This window comes from Asaia sp. HumB, assembly GCF_030263835.1.
Lineage (GTDB): Bacteria > Pseudomonadota > Alphaproteobacteria > Acetobacterales > Acetobacteraceae > Asaia > Asaia bogorensis.
On the sequence record NZ_JARPML010000002.1, the window covers coordinates 2083477 to 2096806 of the forward strand.

Consider the following 13330-nt stretch of genomic DNA (forward strand, 5'->3'; position numbering starts at 1 on the left):
CACAGAGGCAGATTCTCCCGATGAGCTGCGCGGGAACGGCTTTTTCAGGCTGATATACGGATACGGACCGTGGCGGCGACTATCCGCCGAGGAAACCAACCAGGCCGCCTCGCCTGAGGATAACATGCGGTACGATAAATGAATTGTGCCTGATGATCGCATCATGGCTCTCACGTATGGTCAGCCCCGAGAAACGTTTCCCGACAATCCAGGCGCCGATCGAGGCATGAACGCCGCTGATGCGGTGATCGGCATAGGTCTGATAGATTTTCGGGTAGTGGCCATAAGTACCGCTCTCGGCACAAAGCGCGCCATGGGCATTCAGGATGCGGATATTTTCTCCGCCACGCGCATGGATGGGTTTCTCGACAAAGCACCCCTTCGGACCGATGCTCAGCTCTTCCGGGCTGAAGGCGGCCTCGAGCAGGAGAGGATGATCCGGAAAACGCCGCCACAGGGCTGGAAGAAGTGCCTTGTTTGAAAGAAGGGCCGTCCAGGGCGGGTTCAGGAACTGGCATCCGCAGCCACCAAGATGGCGCACCCCGCTATCCCTGAACATCAACTCCCAGGGATACATACGGATCATGCTGCGGATGATTACACCCCGGTGCAGGAGTTCGCCTGCAGTCGTGATGTCGAGGTCTTTGAGATCACAATGGATCGCCTCCAGCCCTGCCTTCCGCGCCCAATGCTCATAGAAACGCGCATGGACCGTGTCTTCAAGATTATCGGGATAGGGCACGATATGAAGCCTCCGGCCGATATGACCCGCCCTGCGCAGGGATTTCAGCCTGCTGACGATGGCGCTGGCCTTCAGCGGGGCGTGACCATGGGGGCCGCCGCATTGCCTGTGCCACAGGTCCTGCATGGCTGTGCTTTCAGGCAGCGTGGCGGGGGTGTCGGCGTTATATTCAATCAGTTTGAGTCGGGAGCCGTTCCAGGCAAGATCGAAGCGCCCGAGCAGAAACGGATCGCCCCGGTGCCACGACTGTCTCACCACATCCTGGGCACTGCGCGGAATGTGAAAATCATCCAGCCCCGAGGGGCGGCGCATGACATCGGTAATCAGATCAAGACACAGCGCATGCAGGGTCTCTGCAGCCTCTGACACAAGGCGCAGCGCAGAACGGGTGATCTCATATCGCACATCCTCACGCCAGGCATAGGTGCCGTCGTCATTGCGATAATAAGTATAGCCAAGTTTGGCAGCCTGCTGCGTCCAGTCTGGACGCGGGCGTGTTTCAACCCGGCCAATGTGCGGCATCCGGGTTATTCGCCGCCCGATGCATGAGCACTGGCACTCTCGCCAAAACCGGCATGACCAGCGGATTCCGTATCCTCGGAGGCGCGCCACCAATGCCCTGACCTGCCGCTGGCGGTAACGGTGCTACCGTGGCTACCCGTTGCGGTATCGTCATCGTCGCAACGCTGCTGGCCAGTCATGGCGCGCCGGCCCGGAGGACAGGGCTTGCTAGCAGGGGAGGAAAAACCTGTTGTGCCAAGACGGGGGAGGATGACCGCCGCGCCCAGAGCAGCCAGTAACAGTCCGACTCCGAAGCGCTTCGTCATTCTGCGTTTCATGATCGGCCTTCACAAGCAAGGATAGGGAGGCATTGTAACGCAGTTGGGGCTGGCAGGGGAAGAACAGTGGATCAGGCACGTTAAAAAGCGGCAGATCTGTGTTTTCGTGCACCCCCCCTGCCTTATTGCGGGGCCGGTCATCCAGGCAGTGGCAGGGGGCGGAGCGGGTGCGTCAATACAGGGCTTGTCATGCCCTGCGCTGGTTATAGACATCGACGCAGACGGCACCCAGAAGCACCAGTCCCTTGAGCACCTGCTGATAATCGATGCCGATACCCAGGATCGACATGCCGTTATTCATGAGACCCATGATCATGGCACCGATCACGGCGCCTCCAACGCGCCCGACACCACCATAAGCCGAGGCCCCGCCGATGAAGCAGGCGGCAATCACGTCAAGCTCGAAGCCAAGTCCGGCCTTGGGTGTGGCGGTGTTCAGCCTTGCAGCAAAAATCAGGCCGCCAAGGGCAGCCAGTACGCCCATATTCACGAAGGTGAGGAAGGTGAGGCGCTCGGTGCGTATGCCCGAAAGCGCTGCGGCGCGTACATTGCCACCCACCGCGTAGATCTGCCGCCCCAGCGTGGTGCGGCTGGTCATGAAGCTGTAGAGCGCAATCAGCATGGCCATGATGATCAGAACATTGGGCAGGCCACGATAGCTGGAAATCAGGGTGGCGAGATAGACAATGATCCCGAAAACGGCGATGTTCTTGCCGATGAAAAGTGGCATGGGCTCGACATCAATGTCGTTGCGCTGATATCGCGCCCGCGCCCGGACCGAGCCAAACACCATGGCCGCCGCCACGATCACGCCCAGAATGAGCGAGGTCGGATTGTAATGCCCGATTTTGGGCAGAAACTCGGGAATGAAGCCGGAAGAAAGCTTCTGGAAAACGGTCGAGAAAGGCCCGAGGGACTGGCCGCCCAGCAGGGCCAGAGCCAGTCCCTTGAACACCAGCATCCCTGCCAGCGTCACGATGAAGGATGGGATCTTGAAATACGCAATCCAGTAGCCCTGTGCCGCGCCAATCAGCGCGCCAGTGGCAAGGCAGGTCAGTGTCGTCACGACGACGTTGCAGTGCCATTGCACCATCAACACCGCTGCCACGGCCCCTGTGAAGCCGGCCACCGAGCCGACCGACAAATCGATATGGCCCGAGATGATCACCAGCAACATGCCCAGCGCCATGATGACGATGTAACTGTTCTGGAGCACCAGATTGGTCAGGTTCAGCGGACGAAGCAGTGTCCCGTTGGTCACGATCTCGAAAAACAGTCCGATCGCGACCAGCGAGATGAACATGCCGTATTCGCGCAGATTATTGCGGATGAACCGCCCCATCGCGCTATTGCCCAGCTTGTGGCCGCCCGGTGCACCACCGGTGGGGCCGGTATCGCCAGCAGGAGAGAGCGGATTGCCGGGGAGGAGAATATGTTCGCTCATGGTTGTTACGTTCCCGCAGCGAGAGAGGAAACAGCGAGATTGGCTGTCTCGCCTGGAATGGTGGCAATCGGCATGGATTCAGATGTGCTGCGCACAATGGCGCGCATGATCTTTTCCTGACTGGCTTCCTCGCGGGTGAACTCACCCACGAAACGCCCTTCATTCATCACGCAGATACGGTCGCATATGCCGAGCAATTCAGGCATTTCGGATGAAATGACCACGCAGCCCCGGCCGCTATCGGCCATCTGCTGGATCAGGGCATAAATTTCGTATTTGGCCCCGACATCGATGCCACGCGTGGGTTCATCCAGAATGAGCACATCAGGATTGGTGAACAGCCATTTGGACAGCACCACTTTCTGCTGATTGCCGCCCGAAAGCTTGCCCGCCATCTGCTGCACATCGGGCGAGCGTATGCGCATCTTGTTGCGATAATCCTGTGCGATACGCAGTTCGGCAATGTCATCAATGACGCCGTGATGAGCGATGCCGCGCAGTTCGGCCAGGGAGATGTTGTGGCGTATCTCGTTGCTCAGATGCAGCCCCAGTTCCTTGCGATCCTCGGTGACATAGGCGAGCCCGGCCGCAATGGCGCGGCTGACAGTAGAAACATCGACCGCCTTGCCGCGCATGGTGACATCGCCCGATATGCGCGTGCCGAAGGAGCGTCCGAACAGGCTCATGGCAAATTCCGTGCGCCCCGCACCCATGAGGCCTGCAATGCCCACAATCTCGCCTGCGCGAACGTGGAAATCGACATGGCGTATCACCTGACGGTCGGGGTGGAGGGGGTGCCAGGCCGACCAGTCGTGAACCTCCATCAGCATTTCGCCAATACGCGGCGTATGCGGTGGGTAGCGATGCTCCAGATCGCGATTGACCATGAGACGGATGATCTCGTCTTCATCTGCAGGGCCGTTGCGGCAGTCGATTGTGCCGACACTGCGCCCGTCGCGCAGCACGGTGATACGATCAGCCACACGTGAGATCTCATTCAGCTTGTGCGAAATGAGAATGGACGACAGCCCCTCTGCCTTGAAGGCAAGGAGCAGATCGAGCAGGGCAGCACTGTCACGTTCGTTCAGGCTGGCTGTTGGCTCATCCAGAATGAGCAGGCGCACCTTTTTCGAGAGCGCCTTGGCAATCTCGACGAGTTGCTGCTTGGCCACGCCCAGATGCGTGACGAGTGTTTCGGGTGCATCCGTCAGCCCGACCTGACGCATCAGATCACGCGCCCGCACACGCGCTACGTCGCGGTCGATCACGCCAAAGCGCCCCGGCGGATGGGTAATGAAGATGTTTTCCTGCACCGAAAGCAGCGGGATAAGCGCCAGTTCCTGATGGATGATGATAATGCCAAGCGCCTCGGAGCCGTTGATATCGGCAAAGCGGCGCTCTTCACCATCGAACATGATCTGCCCGTCATAGCTCCCGGCGGGGTATACCCCGCTCAGGATTTTCATCAGGGTCGATTTGCCTGCGCCATTTTCGCCGCAGAGTGCATGAATCTCGCCAGGCTCGACCGAAAAACTGACATCGCTCAGGGCCTTTACGGGACCGAAACGCTTGGCGATGTTCCGCATTTCAAGAATGGGGCTCATGGCGCTACTCGATCTGGCTTGCGGTGTAATAGCCGCTGTCAATCAGGGTCGGGCGAATATTGGCTTTGGTGACCACGACGGGCGTCAGCAGATAGGCGGGCACGATCTTGACACCGTTGTTATAGCTCTTGGTGTCGTTCACAGGCACAGTCTTGCCGGCCAGCATGGCATCGACCATATCGGCCGTTACGCCGGCGAGCTTGCGCGTATCCTTGAAAATTGAGGAATACTGGTCACCCGCGAGGATGGATTTGACGGAGGGAATTTCGCAATCCTGCCCGCTGACATAGGCGATCTTGGTGTCGCCACTGCCATAGCCTACGCCCTTGAGCGAGGAGATAATGCCGATGGAAATGCCGTCATAGGGCGAGAGCACGGCGTCGAGATGACGGTCGGTGTAATAGGCGCTCAGCAGGTTATCCATGCGCGATTGCGCTGTAGCGCCATCCCAGCGCAGGGTTGAAACCTTGTCCATGGTTTTCTGGCCGGACGGAATGACCAGTTTGCCGCTATCCAGATAGGGCTTGAGCACCGACATGGCGCCATTGAAGAAGAAATAGGCGTTGTTATCGTCCGGTGAGCCGCCGAAGAGTTCGATATTGAACGGTCCCTTGGCGTCGGGCAGCCCGAGGGCCTTTACCAGCGAACTCGCCTGAAGCACGCCTACCTGAAAATTATCAAAAGTGGCGTAGTTGCTCACATCGGGTGAATTACGGATCAGGCGGTCATAGGCAATGACCTTCACACCACGCTGTGCGGCCTTGTGCAGTGTGTCGGATAATGTGGTGCCGTCGATGGCAGCGATCACCAGAACCTTGTCACCCTTGGCGACCATGTTCTCGATCTGCGAGACCTGGTTGGGCACGTCATCATCGGCATATTGCAGATCGGTATGATAGCCGCGCGATTGCAGGGTTTTGACGATGTTGTTGCCATCCGCAATCCAGCGCGCGGACGACTTGGTAGGCATGGCGATGCCGACAGTGGGCTTGTCGTCGGCGTTGGCGCTCCCCAGACCGGCCGGGCCAAAAAGCGCGGTGGTAACGAGGGCAAGAGAGGCAAGACCGGTACTGATTCTGCTCATGACGTGACGTCCAAAATTCCGGTCACAAGCCGCGCTGGGCATGATGCGGGCTGCGACAGAGACAACGGCGGGAGAGAGGTCGAAGCTTGATGAAAGGGTGCGTCGGAAAGCTCCTGAACGGCCCGAAGGCAGATCGAGAGACAGACCGACGCTTGAGAGAAAATCCGGCAGGGAGGGCGATCCCTGTATGCAAAAAGCTTTCTGCAAAGATGGTCATGTCACGCCTCACGAAACGAAAGGTCGTAACATGCAACAAGTTAAACATATCATTTTGACGTTATAAATAACATAATTAACGTTTCACGGTAACGTGACAATGCTGCTGTTTTCTCGGCACAGGGCTGTTTCGATGAGGCGGGGCATGAGCCTGGCAAGATCGGCGCAGGGCATGACAGTTATTTACGTGTCCCGTGCTCACCGACCGTGCTCTCGTGGTATTTCACGATCAAAAGAGATGTTGGTTCAGGGTTATAGTAGAAATATTGCTCAATTAATATAATGAGTATTGGATTTATAGTTGTGAAAATATAAACAAACGAGCGTGTTTATCATAATAAACAATATATATTATAAATAATTCAGAATATAGTATATATTATTTCTGTTTATATTGTTACTTTATGAAAATAAGGAGTCCATTCCTGGTCATCCAATCGACGGCAAGAGCGAGAGATATCCAATTCATGCAGACACCTACCGACAGCCGGTTTGACGGCAGTTCTCACTATGCAATTGACGGGGGTATCTTCTCAATCAGGGCCTCCGACCTGCCGCGCAGCCAGTCTTTTTACCAGTATGAGCTGGATATCGGGGCGAGAGGGGGAACAGTCGATGTGGACATCAACGCTCTTACTGCGCCCGGACAGTACTGGATTATCTACGTCAATCTGCCGTCTGGTAGCACGGGGGTCGATTTCTATTTTCGCGTGATCAACAACGCCAGTGACTCCATCTGGGTCTCGACGAGCTATGACCGTCAGGCGAATACGACGAGCATGTATTTCAGTACCAAGAACATGTCAGGCGAGCCTTCCTACATCGAGCTCGTCCTGCCCGGACGGCCCTTCAGCAACTCCTATGGACCCAATGGCTTTCTGCCTCCCGGCACGGAAATGTATAGTGCGGGCCCGGCCTATTGCTTCCTTGAAGGCGCGCTGATCGAGACCGAGTGCGGTGAAGTCCGTGTTGAAGAACTTGCCCCAGGCCAGAGCGTGATGACCTATGACGCGCAGGGTGCACGGATGGGTTTGCGTGAAATCACATGGGCAGGGCGCGATACGGGCCAGGTCGGGCATACCGGGCATGATGACATTGATCACAGGCCAATATGCATTCTCGAAAATGCGTTTGGCGGGGGCCTGCCGCATAAGACCCTGTCTGTGACACCCGAACATTGTTTCCTGATCGATGGCGTGCTGCTTCCGGCCAGAATGCTGGTCAATCACCGGTCTATTTTCTATCTGACCGATCTGACGCGCTATCCCTATTTTCATTTCAAGACCGAAGGTCATGCCATTGTCAGGGCGAATGGTATCCTGACCGAAACCTTGCGTGATGACGTGCGCCAGTTTGTGCGTCGCAGTGCCGGGGGGAATGCCGAGGGGGCAGGGCTGAACGCTTCGGCCGAGGCGGCGTTTGCGGCACCTCTCTGCACGGATCACGGGTTGGCCCGTACCATTCATACCCGCCTGAATGAGCAGGCTACGGCTATGGGTTTGCAGGCGCAGACCCATATGAGAGTGCTTGAGCATGATGCCGGCCTTCATCTGGTTCTGGCGGATGGACGTCGCCTGAACCCGATCCGCCTCAATCAGCGCTGGGCGGTGTTCTCCCTGCCCGCGGGGCAGAATGCCGTGCAGATCGTTTCACGTCATGCGCGCCCTTGTGACACACATGGCCCCTACCTGGATGACAGACGCGACCTTGGGGTGCGCGTGGGCGAGGTCACCCTGTTCGGGTCTGACGTAACGCGCTCTGTCACAGCCCATCTCGACGGTCATGCTGTTGCAGGCTGGCATGATGAGGGTGCAGTCGCACAGTCGCGCTGGACGAATGGCCGGGCTTTGCTGCCCCTCGGTGAGGCGCTGGGAACACAGGCTCTTATGACGATCGAAGTGCTGGAGACGGCACTGTATTTCCAGGATTATTCGACAGGGACGGTCGCCAGCGAACAGGTCGCAGCCTGACGTGAATCCGGATGGGGCAGAAGGCAGAATCTCCTGCCTTTTGCCTGCCTGTCCTGCACGACATGGGCGACATCAGGTATCATGTTCTCGTGCCGCGTGATCTCGGTGTAAAAGGCAGTCCATCTGTTGCTTCAGGGAGGCTGATCGTTCCCTGTTTCGCCATGGGGCAGAAAGCCGACAGGGCGATCGAGACAGGCGGGATGGCCAGACTGGGCCCCGCGGGACACCATTGAAAATGGCCGACAGGATATGCTCGGTCAGGGTGAGCACGTCCCGGTTGATGATAAGGCCGAGCAGGGGCCAGTGTCGCCTGACGGCAAGGCGTAATGGGTGCATGAGAAAACACTCCTCGTCTCATCGGGACATATGATGGGGGGATGAGGGTGCGCGGGTCTCAATGCCGAACCGCCTCCCCTGCGCTCTGGACGATGGACTTGTGGAAGGCATCGGCAATCAGCCGGAGAGCGGTCGGGTGATGAGGCCCGATCTGTGCATCTCCTCATCCATCAGATTCGCTGCGAGATGGAAGGCGCGCCGGGCATGGGCGTAGGGCAGCCATTGCCCCATCATGTTCCACGGCATGCCGTTATTATAGGTCGCGATGGCCATAAGCGTGCTGCCGTTGCTTGCATCGATGGCCAGAAGTTCCTCGCTGGCGCCCCCTGGGGCTGGCGGGGGAATGGGGGGCAAGCCGCCTCCTGCCGCGCCAGCCGCAAATCCGGCGATGATGGGCAAGGCATTGTAGTACCATTGGCTGCGCCGCAGATTGGTGATGGCCGCTCTGATGCGGATTGTTCCGGGGGGCAGGGTGGCGACGCTGGTCTCGTTCAGGATCACCAAATCCTTGCCCAGTGTCTTGTGCAACTCATCCTCGAAGGCGCGTATCACGCGTTGCTGGGCTTGCGGGGAGAGATGGGCGGCCTTGTTCGTCGGGCGCCATTGCACTGGCTCGATCACTGCATAACGGTAGACGATTCCGGCCGGTGCCTTAGGAGCAAAAACCAGATCATCACCGTGATTGTCAGGATGGGCCATGAGCCCATAGGTCTCAGGCGCAATGAAGCCGGTCTTCGTGGTTCCCTGTCCGGCACAGGCGCTCAGCGCCATCATGCCGGTTATCAGGACGGGATACAGAAATCCGGGGTTGATCCGCCGTGGTGAGGCGGGTTTGCGGGCCAGAGAACGGGTGAGGGAACGAATGGCGTAAGGCAGGCGAAACATGGTCAGGCGCGTCTCCCGGGCAGGAAAGGCGGCGCAATCTCCTGACAGACAGGGGACGGGCCGGGTGATTTCCCTCTTTCTGCCGGTCGCGTCTTTCTGCGTTATGTCCCGTCTGTGGCCATGTGGAAATATTGGCGTCTTTCAGTCGGAAGCTGGCAACAGGACAAGCACACGCAATCCGCCTTCCGCCCGGTTCTCGATGATGATATCGCCGCCCAGACCGCGCATGACGGTGCGGGCCGATGTGAGGCCAAGCCCAACCCCGCCAGTCTGCCGGTTGCGCGATTTGTCCAGCCGGAAATACGGCTCGAACACGGCATCGAGCGCGTCGGGTGGAATACCTGGACCGTGATCGAGAATAGTGACAACCCAGCCCGTTGCCCGAATCCCTGCAGGTGGTGCGTCTGTCATATCGGCTGGCGCGAGGATAATCTGCGGTGGCGTTGCATATTTGATCGCGTTCTCGACCAGATTGGTAAAAACGCGCTTCATGGCATTGACCGGACCGCGATATCCCACCCGACCCGGATTGTCGTACCGCACATCATGACCCTGATCGCAGAAATCATAGGCGACGGTTTCAAGCAGCCCTGAAAGATCGAAAGCCGTCTGTGTTTCATGGGAGGCATCGTCGCGGAAGAACGACAAGGCGCCATCGATCATGGCCTGCATCTCGTCAACATCGCGAAACAGCAGTTTCTGTTGCGTCGGGCAGTCAATGAACTCTCCGCGTAGCCTGATACGCGTGAGCGGCGTGCGCAGATCATGCGAAATGGCAGCGAGCATCGTGGTGCGATCAAGGATGAATTTCGTAATACGCGCCTGCATGGCGTTGATCGTCACCGCCACCTGACGGATCTCTCTGGGCCCCGCTTCACTGACGCGTGCGTAATTTGGCTGCGCGTCGAGCCGGCGGACTTCATGGGCCAGATATTCGATCGGGCGTGACAGCTGGCGCGAGGCGATGAGTGACACCGCGATGATCCAGACAAACAGCATCATGCCTTCCAGCATGAGGCGCTGAAAGGCGTAAAGCCCCCAGAAACGCTGGAGGGCAACGCAAAGCACCCAACTGCCGTCATCGAGCTGGATCCCGACGAAATACGCGTCGTGATACAGCGAACGGTCATAGGGCAGGCCGGGTAGGGTAGAGACAGGGTTATCTTCCTGGAACACTGCGATGGCAGGAGGCCTTTGCCCCAGAAACGGGCTCAGGAAATGCCAGCTCTCCTCAATCTCGCTGCGACGGTAATGCCCCGCGGCCAGAGCCTTCGCGAGCGGCGACGTTTCCGGGTACCACCCGAAATGGATCTGTCTGGTCTGTGCCGCCGCCAGCAGTGTTTCCCTGTCCGTGGCGGGGGCGACCCGCACCATGCGAAGCACAGCCCCAACCTCTCTCACCATACCGGTGGCCTCGATATCAGGCTTGCTCCACTGGCCGCCAAATTCGACAAAGATCGCGAGCAACAGCAGCGTTATCCCGGCGGCAAGGGCCACTGTGACAATCAGGCGGCGGGAGATGGTGTCCTGTGTGAAAGCGCGATCGGGGGGGAGCCTCGCCCATCTCATCGTTTCACCGCAGCGGTGAACATATAGCCGCCATTGCGCACGGTGCGTATCAGGGTTGGATTTCTGGGATCGTCCTCCAGCTTGGCGCGCAGGCGACTGACCTGCACGTCGATACTGCGATCGAAGGCAGCATGATCGGGACCACGAGCCATGTCCATCAGCTGGTCCCGCGTAAGGACGCGCTGCGGATGTTCGACAAAAGTCAGCAGCAGATCGAATTCCCCCCCGAGAGCGGGACGAGTGACTGGTCCTGCGCGCGCAACTCGCGACGGGCAACATCCAGAACCCAGCGACCGAAACGAAGGACAGGGCGCAGCGACGGGGGTGTCTCGCCCGGCGTGGCGGCACGACGCAGCACCGCCTTGACCCGGGCCAGAAGCTCGCGCTGGTCGAATGGCTTTGTCAGGTAATCATCGGCCCCGATCTCGAGCCCCACAATACGGTCAGTCAGATCGGCCATGGCAGAGAGCATGATGACCGGGATGCGGGATCGGGCACGCAGGCGCTGGCACAGGCTGAATCCGTCCTCATTGCGGAGCATGATATCGAGAATCACCAGATCGACCGGCTGCCTGTCCAGAATGGCAAACATGGTCTCGCCCGTTTCGGCCGTGGAGACCTGATAGTGATGCTTTTGCAGAAAACTGCCGAGAAGGGTCAGGATATCCTGGTCGTCATCGACAACAAGAAGATGAGGCATTGGGGTCATCCCTCGGTCGTATCACGCAGGCTCGTCCGTATGATGTCAGCAACGGACATGATGTTTCAAGTTGCAAACAATCGGATGGAGCGATGCTCCGGGTCACAGGGTGAAGGCGCGCGTCGCCCTGTCCTCTCCGGGCTTTGCATCTCCTTTGGCAAAGCTGCTAGGAAATAAGCGACGGTGCCTCGCAAGGGGTGAAAAGGGAAGCAGGTGCGTGCCATGTGCATCAGTCCTGCGCTGCCCCCGCAACTGTAGGTGGTATGTCATTGCCGTCGCAGCCCACTGGTGACCATGCCGGGAAGGGGGCGGCAATGCCGGGCAACCGGGACCATGAGCCAGGAGACCTGCCGTCGCGTCACCGATTTCACGATCCGGCGGGGTGCCCGGAGCGCGACAGACCATGAACCCGCACCCGTCATCGAGGGGCGGCTCATGGCAGGCCGGGATATCCCGGCAATCATCCTTGTGCCCTGTTGCGCCCGTTTTGCGGGCCTGGTCCGGGATTGTTCATGGCCGAACCGATAACATCTTGCGATACGCCTCCCGTCATTCATGTCTGCCTCACCTGCAGGGACGGGGGTGAGGCGCTGCACGAGGCACTCTTGCAGCAGGCGACCACCGCCGGTGTACGTGTCGAGGGGGTCAAATGCCTTGCGGCGTGCCAGCGGGGCTGCACCGCCACCCTGTCCATGCCCGGCAAATGGTCCTGGCTTCTGGGAGGGTTGAGGCCAGAACTGGCGGAGGATCTGATGGTCTATGCCAAGGCCTATGAACACTCGCGCTCAGGAACGGTCATGCCCTCAAAGCGTCCTGAAAGCCTGCGCGATATCATTCTGGGGCGTTTTCCTGGCCAGTTGTCGCCGTCAGGCGAACCTCTTCAACCCGCTGCACCCGCCCAACCTGCCGCATCTGAAAGACTGTCATGAGCAAGATTCCTGTTACCATCATCACCGGCTTCCTTGGTGCGGGTAAAACCACCCTGCTGCGTCACCTGATCGAGAAATCGGATGGCCGCCGCATCGCGATCGTGGTCAATGAATTCGGGTCTCTTGGCATCGATGGCGAGACCCTGCGCGGGTGCAGTATTCCGAACTGCCCTGAGGAAGATATCGTCGAACTGACCAATGGCTGCCTGTGCTGCACCGTGGCGGATGATTTCATCCCCACCATGGAAGCCCTACTCGATCGCCCGACCCCGCCCGATCACATTGTCATCGAGACCTCGGGTCTTGCCTTGCCCAAGCCGCTGCTCAAGGCGTTCGGCTGGCCGAGCGTGCGCACGCGCATGACGGTGGATGGCGTGATTACCGTGGTGGATGCCCCGGCAGTGGCCGATGGCCGCTTTGCCGATGACCCGGAGGCCGTGGCGAAACAGCGCGAGGAAGATGAGTCGCTCGACCATGATAACCCGCTCGAAGAGGTTTACGAGGATCAGCTGGATTCAGCGGATCTGGTCATTCTCAACAAGACGGATCTGCTGGATGACGCCGCCCTCACTGCGGTCGAGGCTGGTCTTGCTGCACGCAAGCGCCGGGTGCGCGTGATTCGTGCCCGTGAAGGGCGTGTCGATCCGGCTGTGCTGCTCGGCCTTGCCGCTGCGGCAGAGGACGATCTGGCAGCACGCCCCTCGCATCATGACGGGGCAGATGAGCATGAGCATGACGATTTTACGAGTTTCGTGCTGAGCCTGCCCGAACAGGCCAGTGCCGAGGCCTTTATCGCCAGACTTGAGAAGGTGGTGCGTGAGCATGATGTGCTGCGTATGAAAGGCTTTGCCCGCGTGGCAGGCAAGAGCCTTCGTCTGGGCGTGCAGGCGGTGGGCGCGCGTATCCGACATGCCTATGAGCAGGGCGAGGCGCCAGAGGGCAGGCTGGTTGTGATCGGTTTGCATGGGCTTGACCCCAAGGCTGTGCAGCGCAGCTTCGACGCAGGCTGAGC

Annotated in this window: 10 protein-coding genes, 1 pseudogene and 1 riboswitch; of the genes and pseudogenes, 3 read left to right on the forward strand and 8 right to left on the reverse strand. The window is 58.9% G+C overall.

The genetic code is table 11. The annotated features are described in order from the left end of the window. Positions 1 to 79: 79 nt before the first annotated feature. From P5689_RS10525 to chvE, 5 genes are all read right to left on the reverse strand, one after another. Complete coding sequence (locus P5689_RS10525; protein ID WP_285533103.1) at positions 80 to 1264, reverse strand: glutathionylspermidine synthase family protein; 1185 nt, start codon at positions 1262 to 1264, stop codon at positions 80 to 82. A 5-nt stretch (positions 1265 to 1269) separates the two neighbouring features. Beyond that, on the reverse strand, positions 1270 to 1569 hold the full coding sequence (locus P5689_RS10530) for a hypothetical protein (RefSeq protein ID WP_023979187.1): 300 nt from the start codon (positions 1567 to 1569) through the stop codon (positions 1270 to 1272). Between the two features lie 199 nt (positions 1570 to 1768). Next, positions 1769 to 3025 carry a multiple monosaccharide ABC transporter permease gene (gene mmsB, locus P5689_RS10535; RefSeq protein WP_083510674.1) on the reverse strand — a complete coding sequence of 419 codons (1257 nt, stop codon included), beginning with the start codon at positions 3023 to 3025 and terminating at the stop codon, positions 1769 to 1771. Positions 3026 to 3030: 5 nt separating this feature from the next. Then, complete coding sequence (gene mmsA / locus P5689_RS10540; protein ID WP_023979185.1) at positions 3031 to 4629, reverse strand: multiple monosaccharide ABC transporter ATP-binding protein; 1599 nt, start codon at positions 4627 to 4629, stop codon at positions 3031 to 3033. A 4-nt stretch (positions 4630 to 4633) separates the two neighbouring features. Further along, entirely contained in the window at positions 4634 to 5713 is a 1080-nt protein-coding gene (gene chvE, locus P5689_RS10545; protein WP_023979184.1) for a multiple monosaccharide ABC transporter substrate-binding protein, read from the reverse strand. 683 nt (positions 5714 to 6396) lie between these two features. On the opposite strand from chvE, the gene P5689_RS10550 reads away from it, so the two are divergent. After that, positions 6397 to 7899: a Hint domain-containing protein gene (locus P5689_RS10550; protein ID WP_285533104.1), complete on the forward strand. Its 1503-nt coding sequence runs from the start codon at positions 6397 to 6399 to the stop codon at positions 7897 to 7899. Positions 7900 to 8352: 453 nt separating this feature from the next. Here P5689_RS10550 and P5689_RS10555 read toward each other — a convergent pair whose 3' ends face one another. From P5689_RS10555 to P5689_RS10565, 3 genes and pseudogenes are all read right to left on the reverse strand, one after another. After that, on the reverse strand, positions 8353 to 9120 hold the full coding sequence (locus tag P5689_RS10555; RefSeq protein WP_023979180.1) for a DUF3313 family protein: 768 nt from the start codon (positions 9118 to 9120) through the stop codon (positions 8353 to 8355). Between the two features lie 141 nt (positions 9121 to 9261). Continuing rightward, complete coding sequence (locus tag P5689_RS10560) at positions 9262 to 10689, reverse strand: HAMP domain-containing sensor histidine kinase (protein ID WP_285533105.1); 1428 nt, start codon at positions 10687 to 10689, stop codon at positions 9262 to 9264. Then, positions 10686 to 11398: pseudogene (locus tag P5689_RS10565) on the reverse strand (response regulator). Before P5689_RS10565 ends, P5689_RS10560 begins: the two are co-directional and overlap by 4 nt. A gap of 155 nt (positions 11399 to 11553) precedes the next feature. Beyond that, a riboswitch (cobalamin riboswitch) is annotated at positions 11554 to 11759 on the forward strand. Between the two features lie 142 nt (positions 11760 to 11901). Here P5689_RS10565 and P5689_RS10570 point away from each other — a divergent pair. Both P5689_RS10570 and cobW read left to right on the forward strand, forming a co-directional pair. After that, positions 11902 to 12318: a DUF1636 domain-containing protein gene (locus P5689_RS10570; RefSeq protein WP_285533107.1), complete on the forward strand. Its 417-nt coding sequence runs from the start codon at positions 11902 to 11904 to the stop codon at positions 12316 to 12318. Next, positions 12315 to 13328, forward strand: a complete 1014-nt coding sequence (cobW, locus tag P5689_RS10575) for a cobalamin biosynthesis protein CobW (protein WP_285533108.1) — start codon at positions 12315 to 12317, stop codon at positions 13326 to 13328. The genes P5689_RS10570 and cobW overlap by 4 nt, the downstream gene beginning before the upstream one ends. The last annotated feature ends 2 nt before the right edge of the window (positions 13329 to 13330 follow it).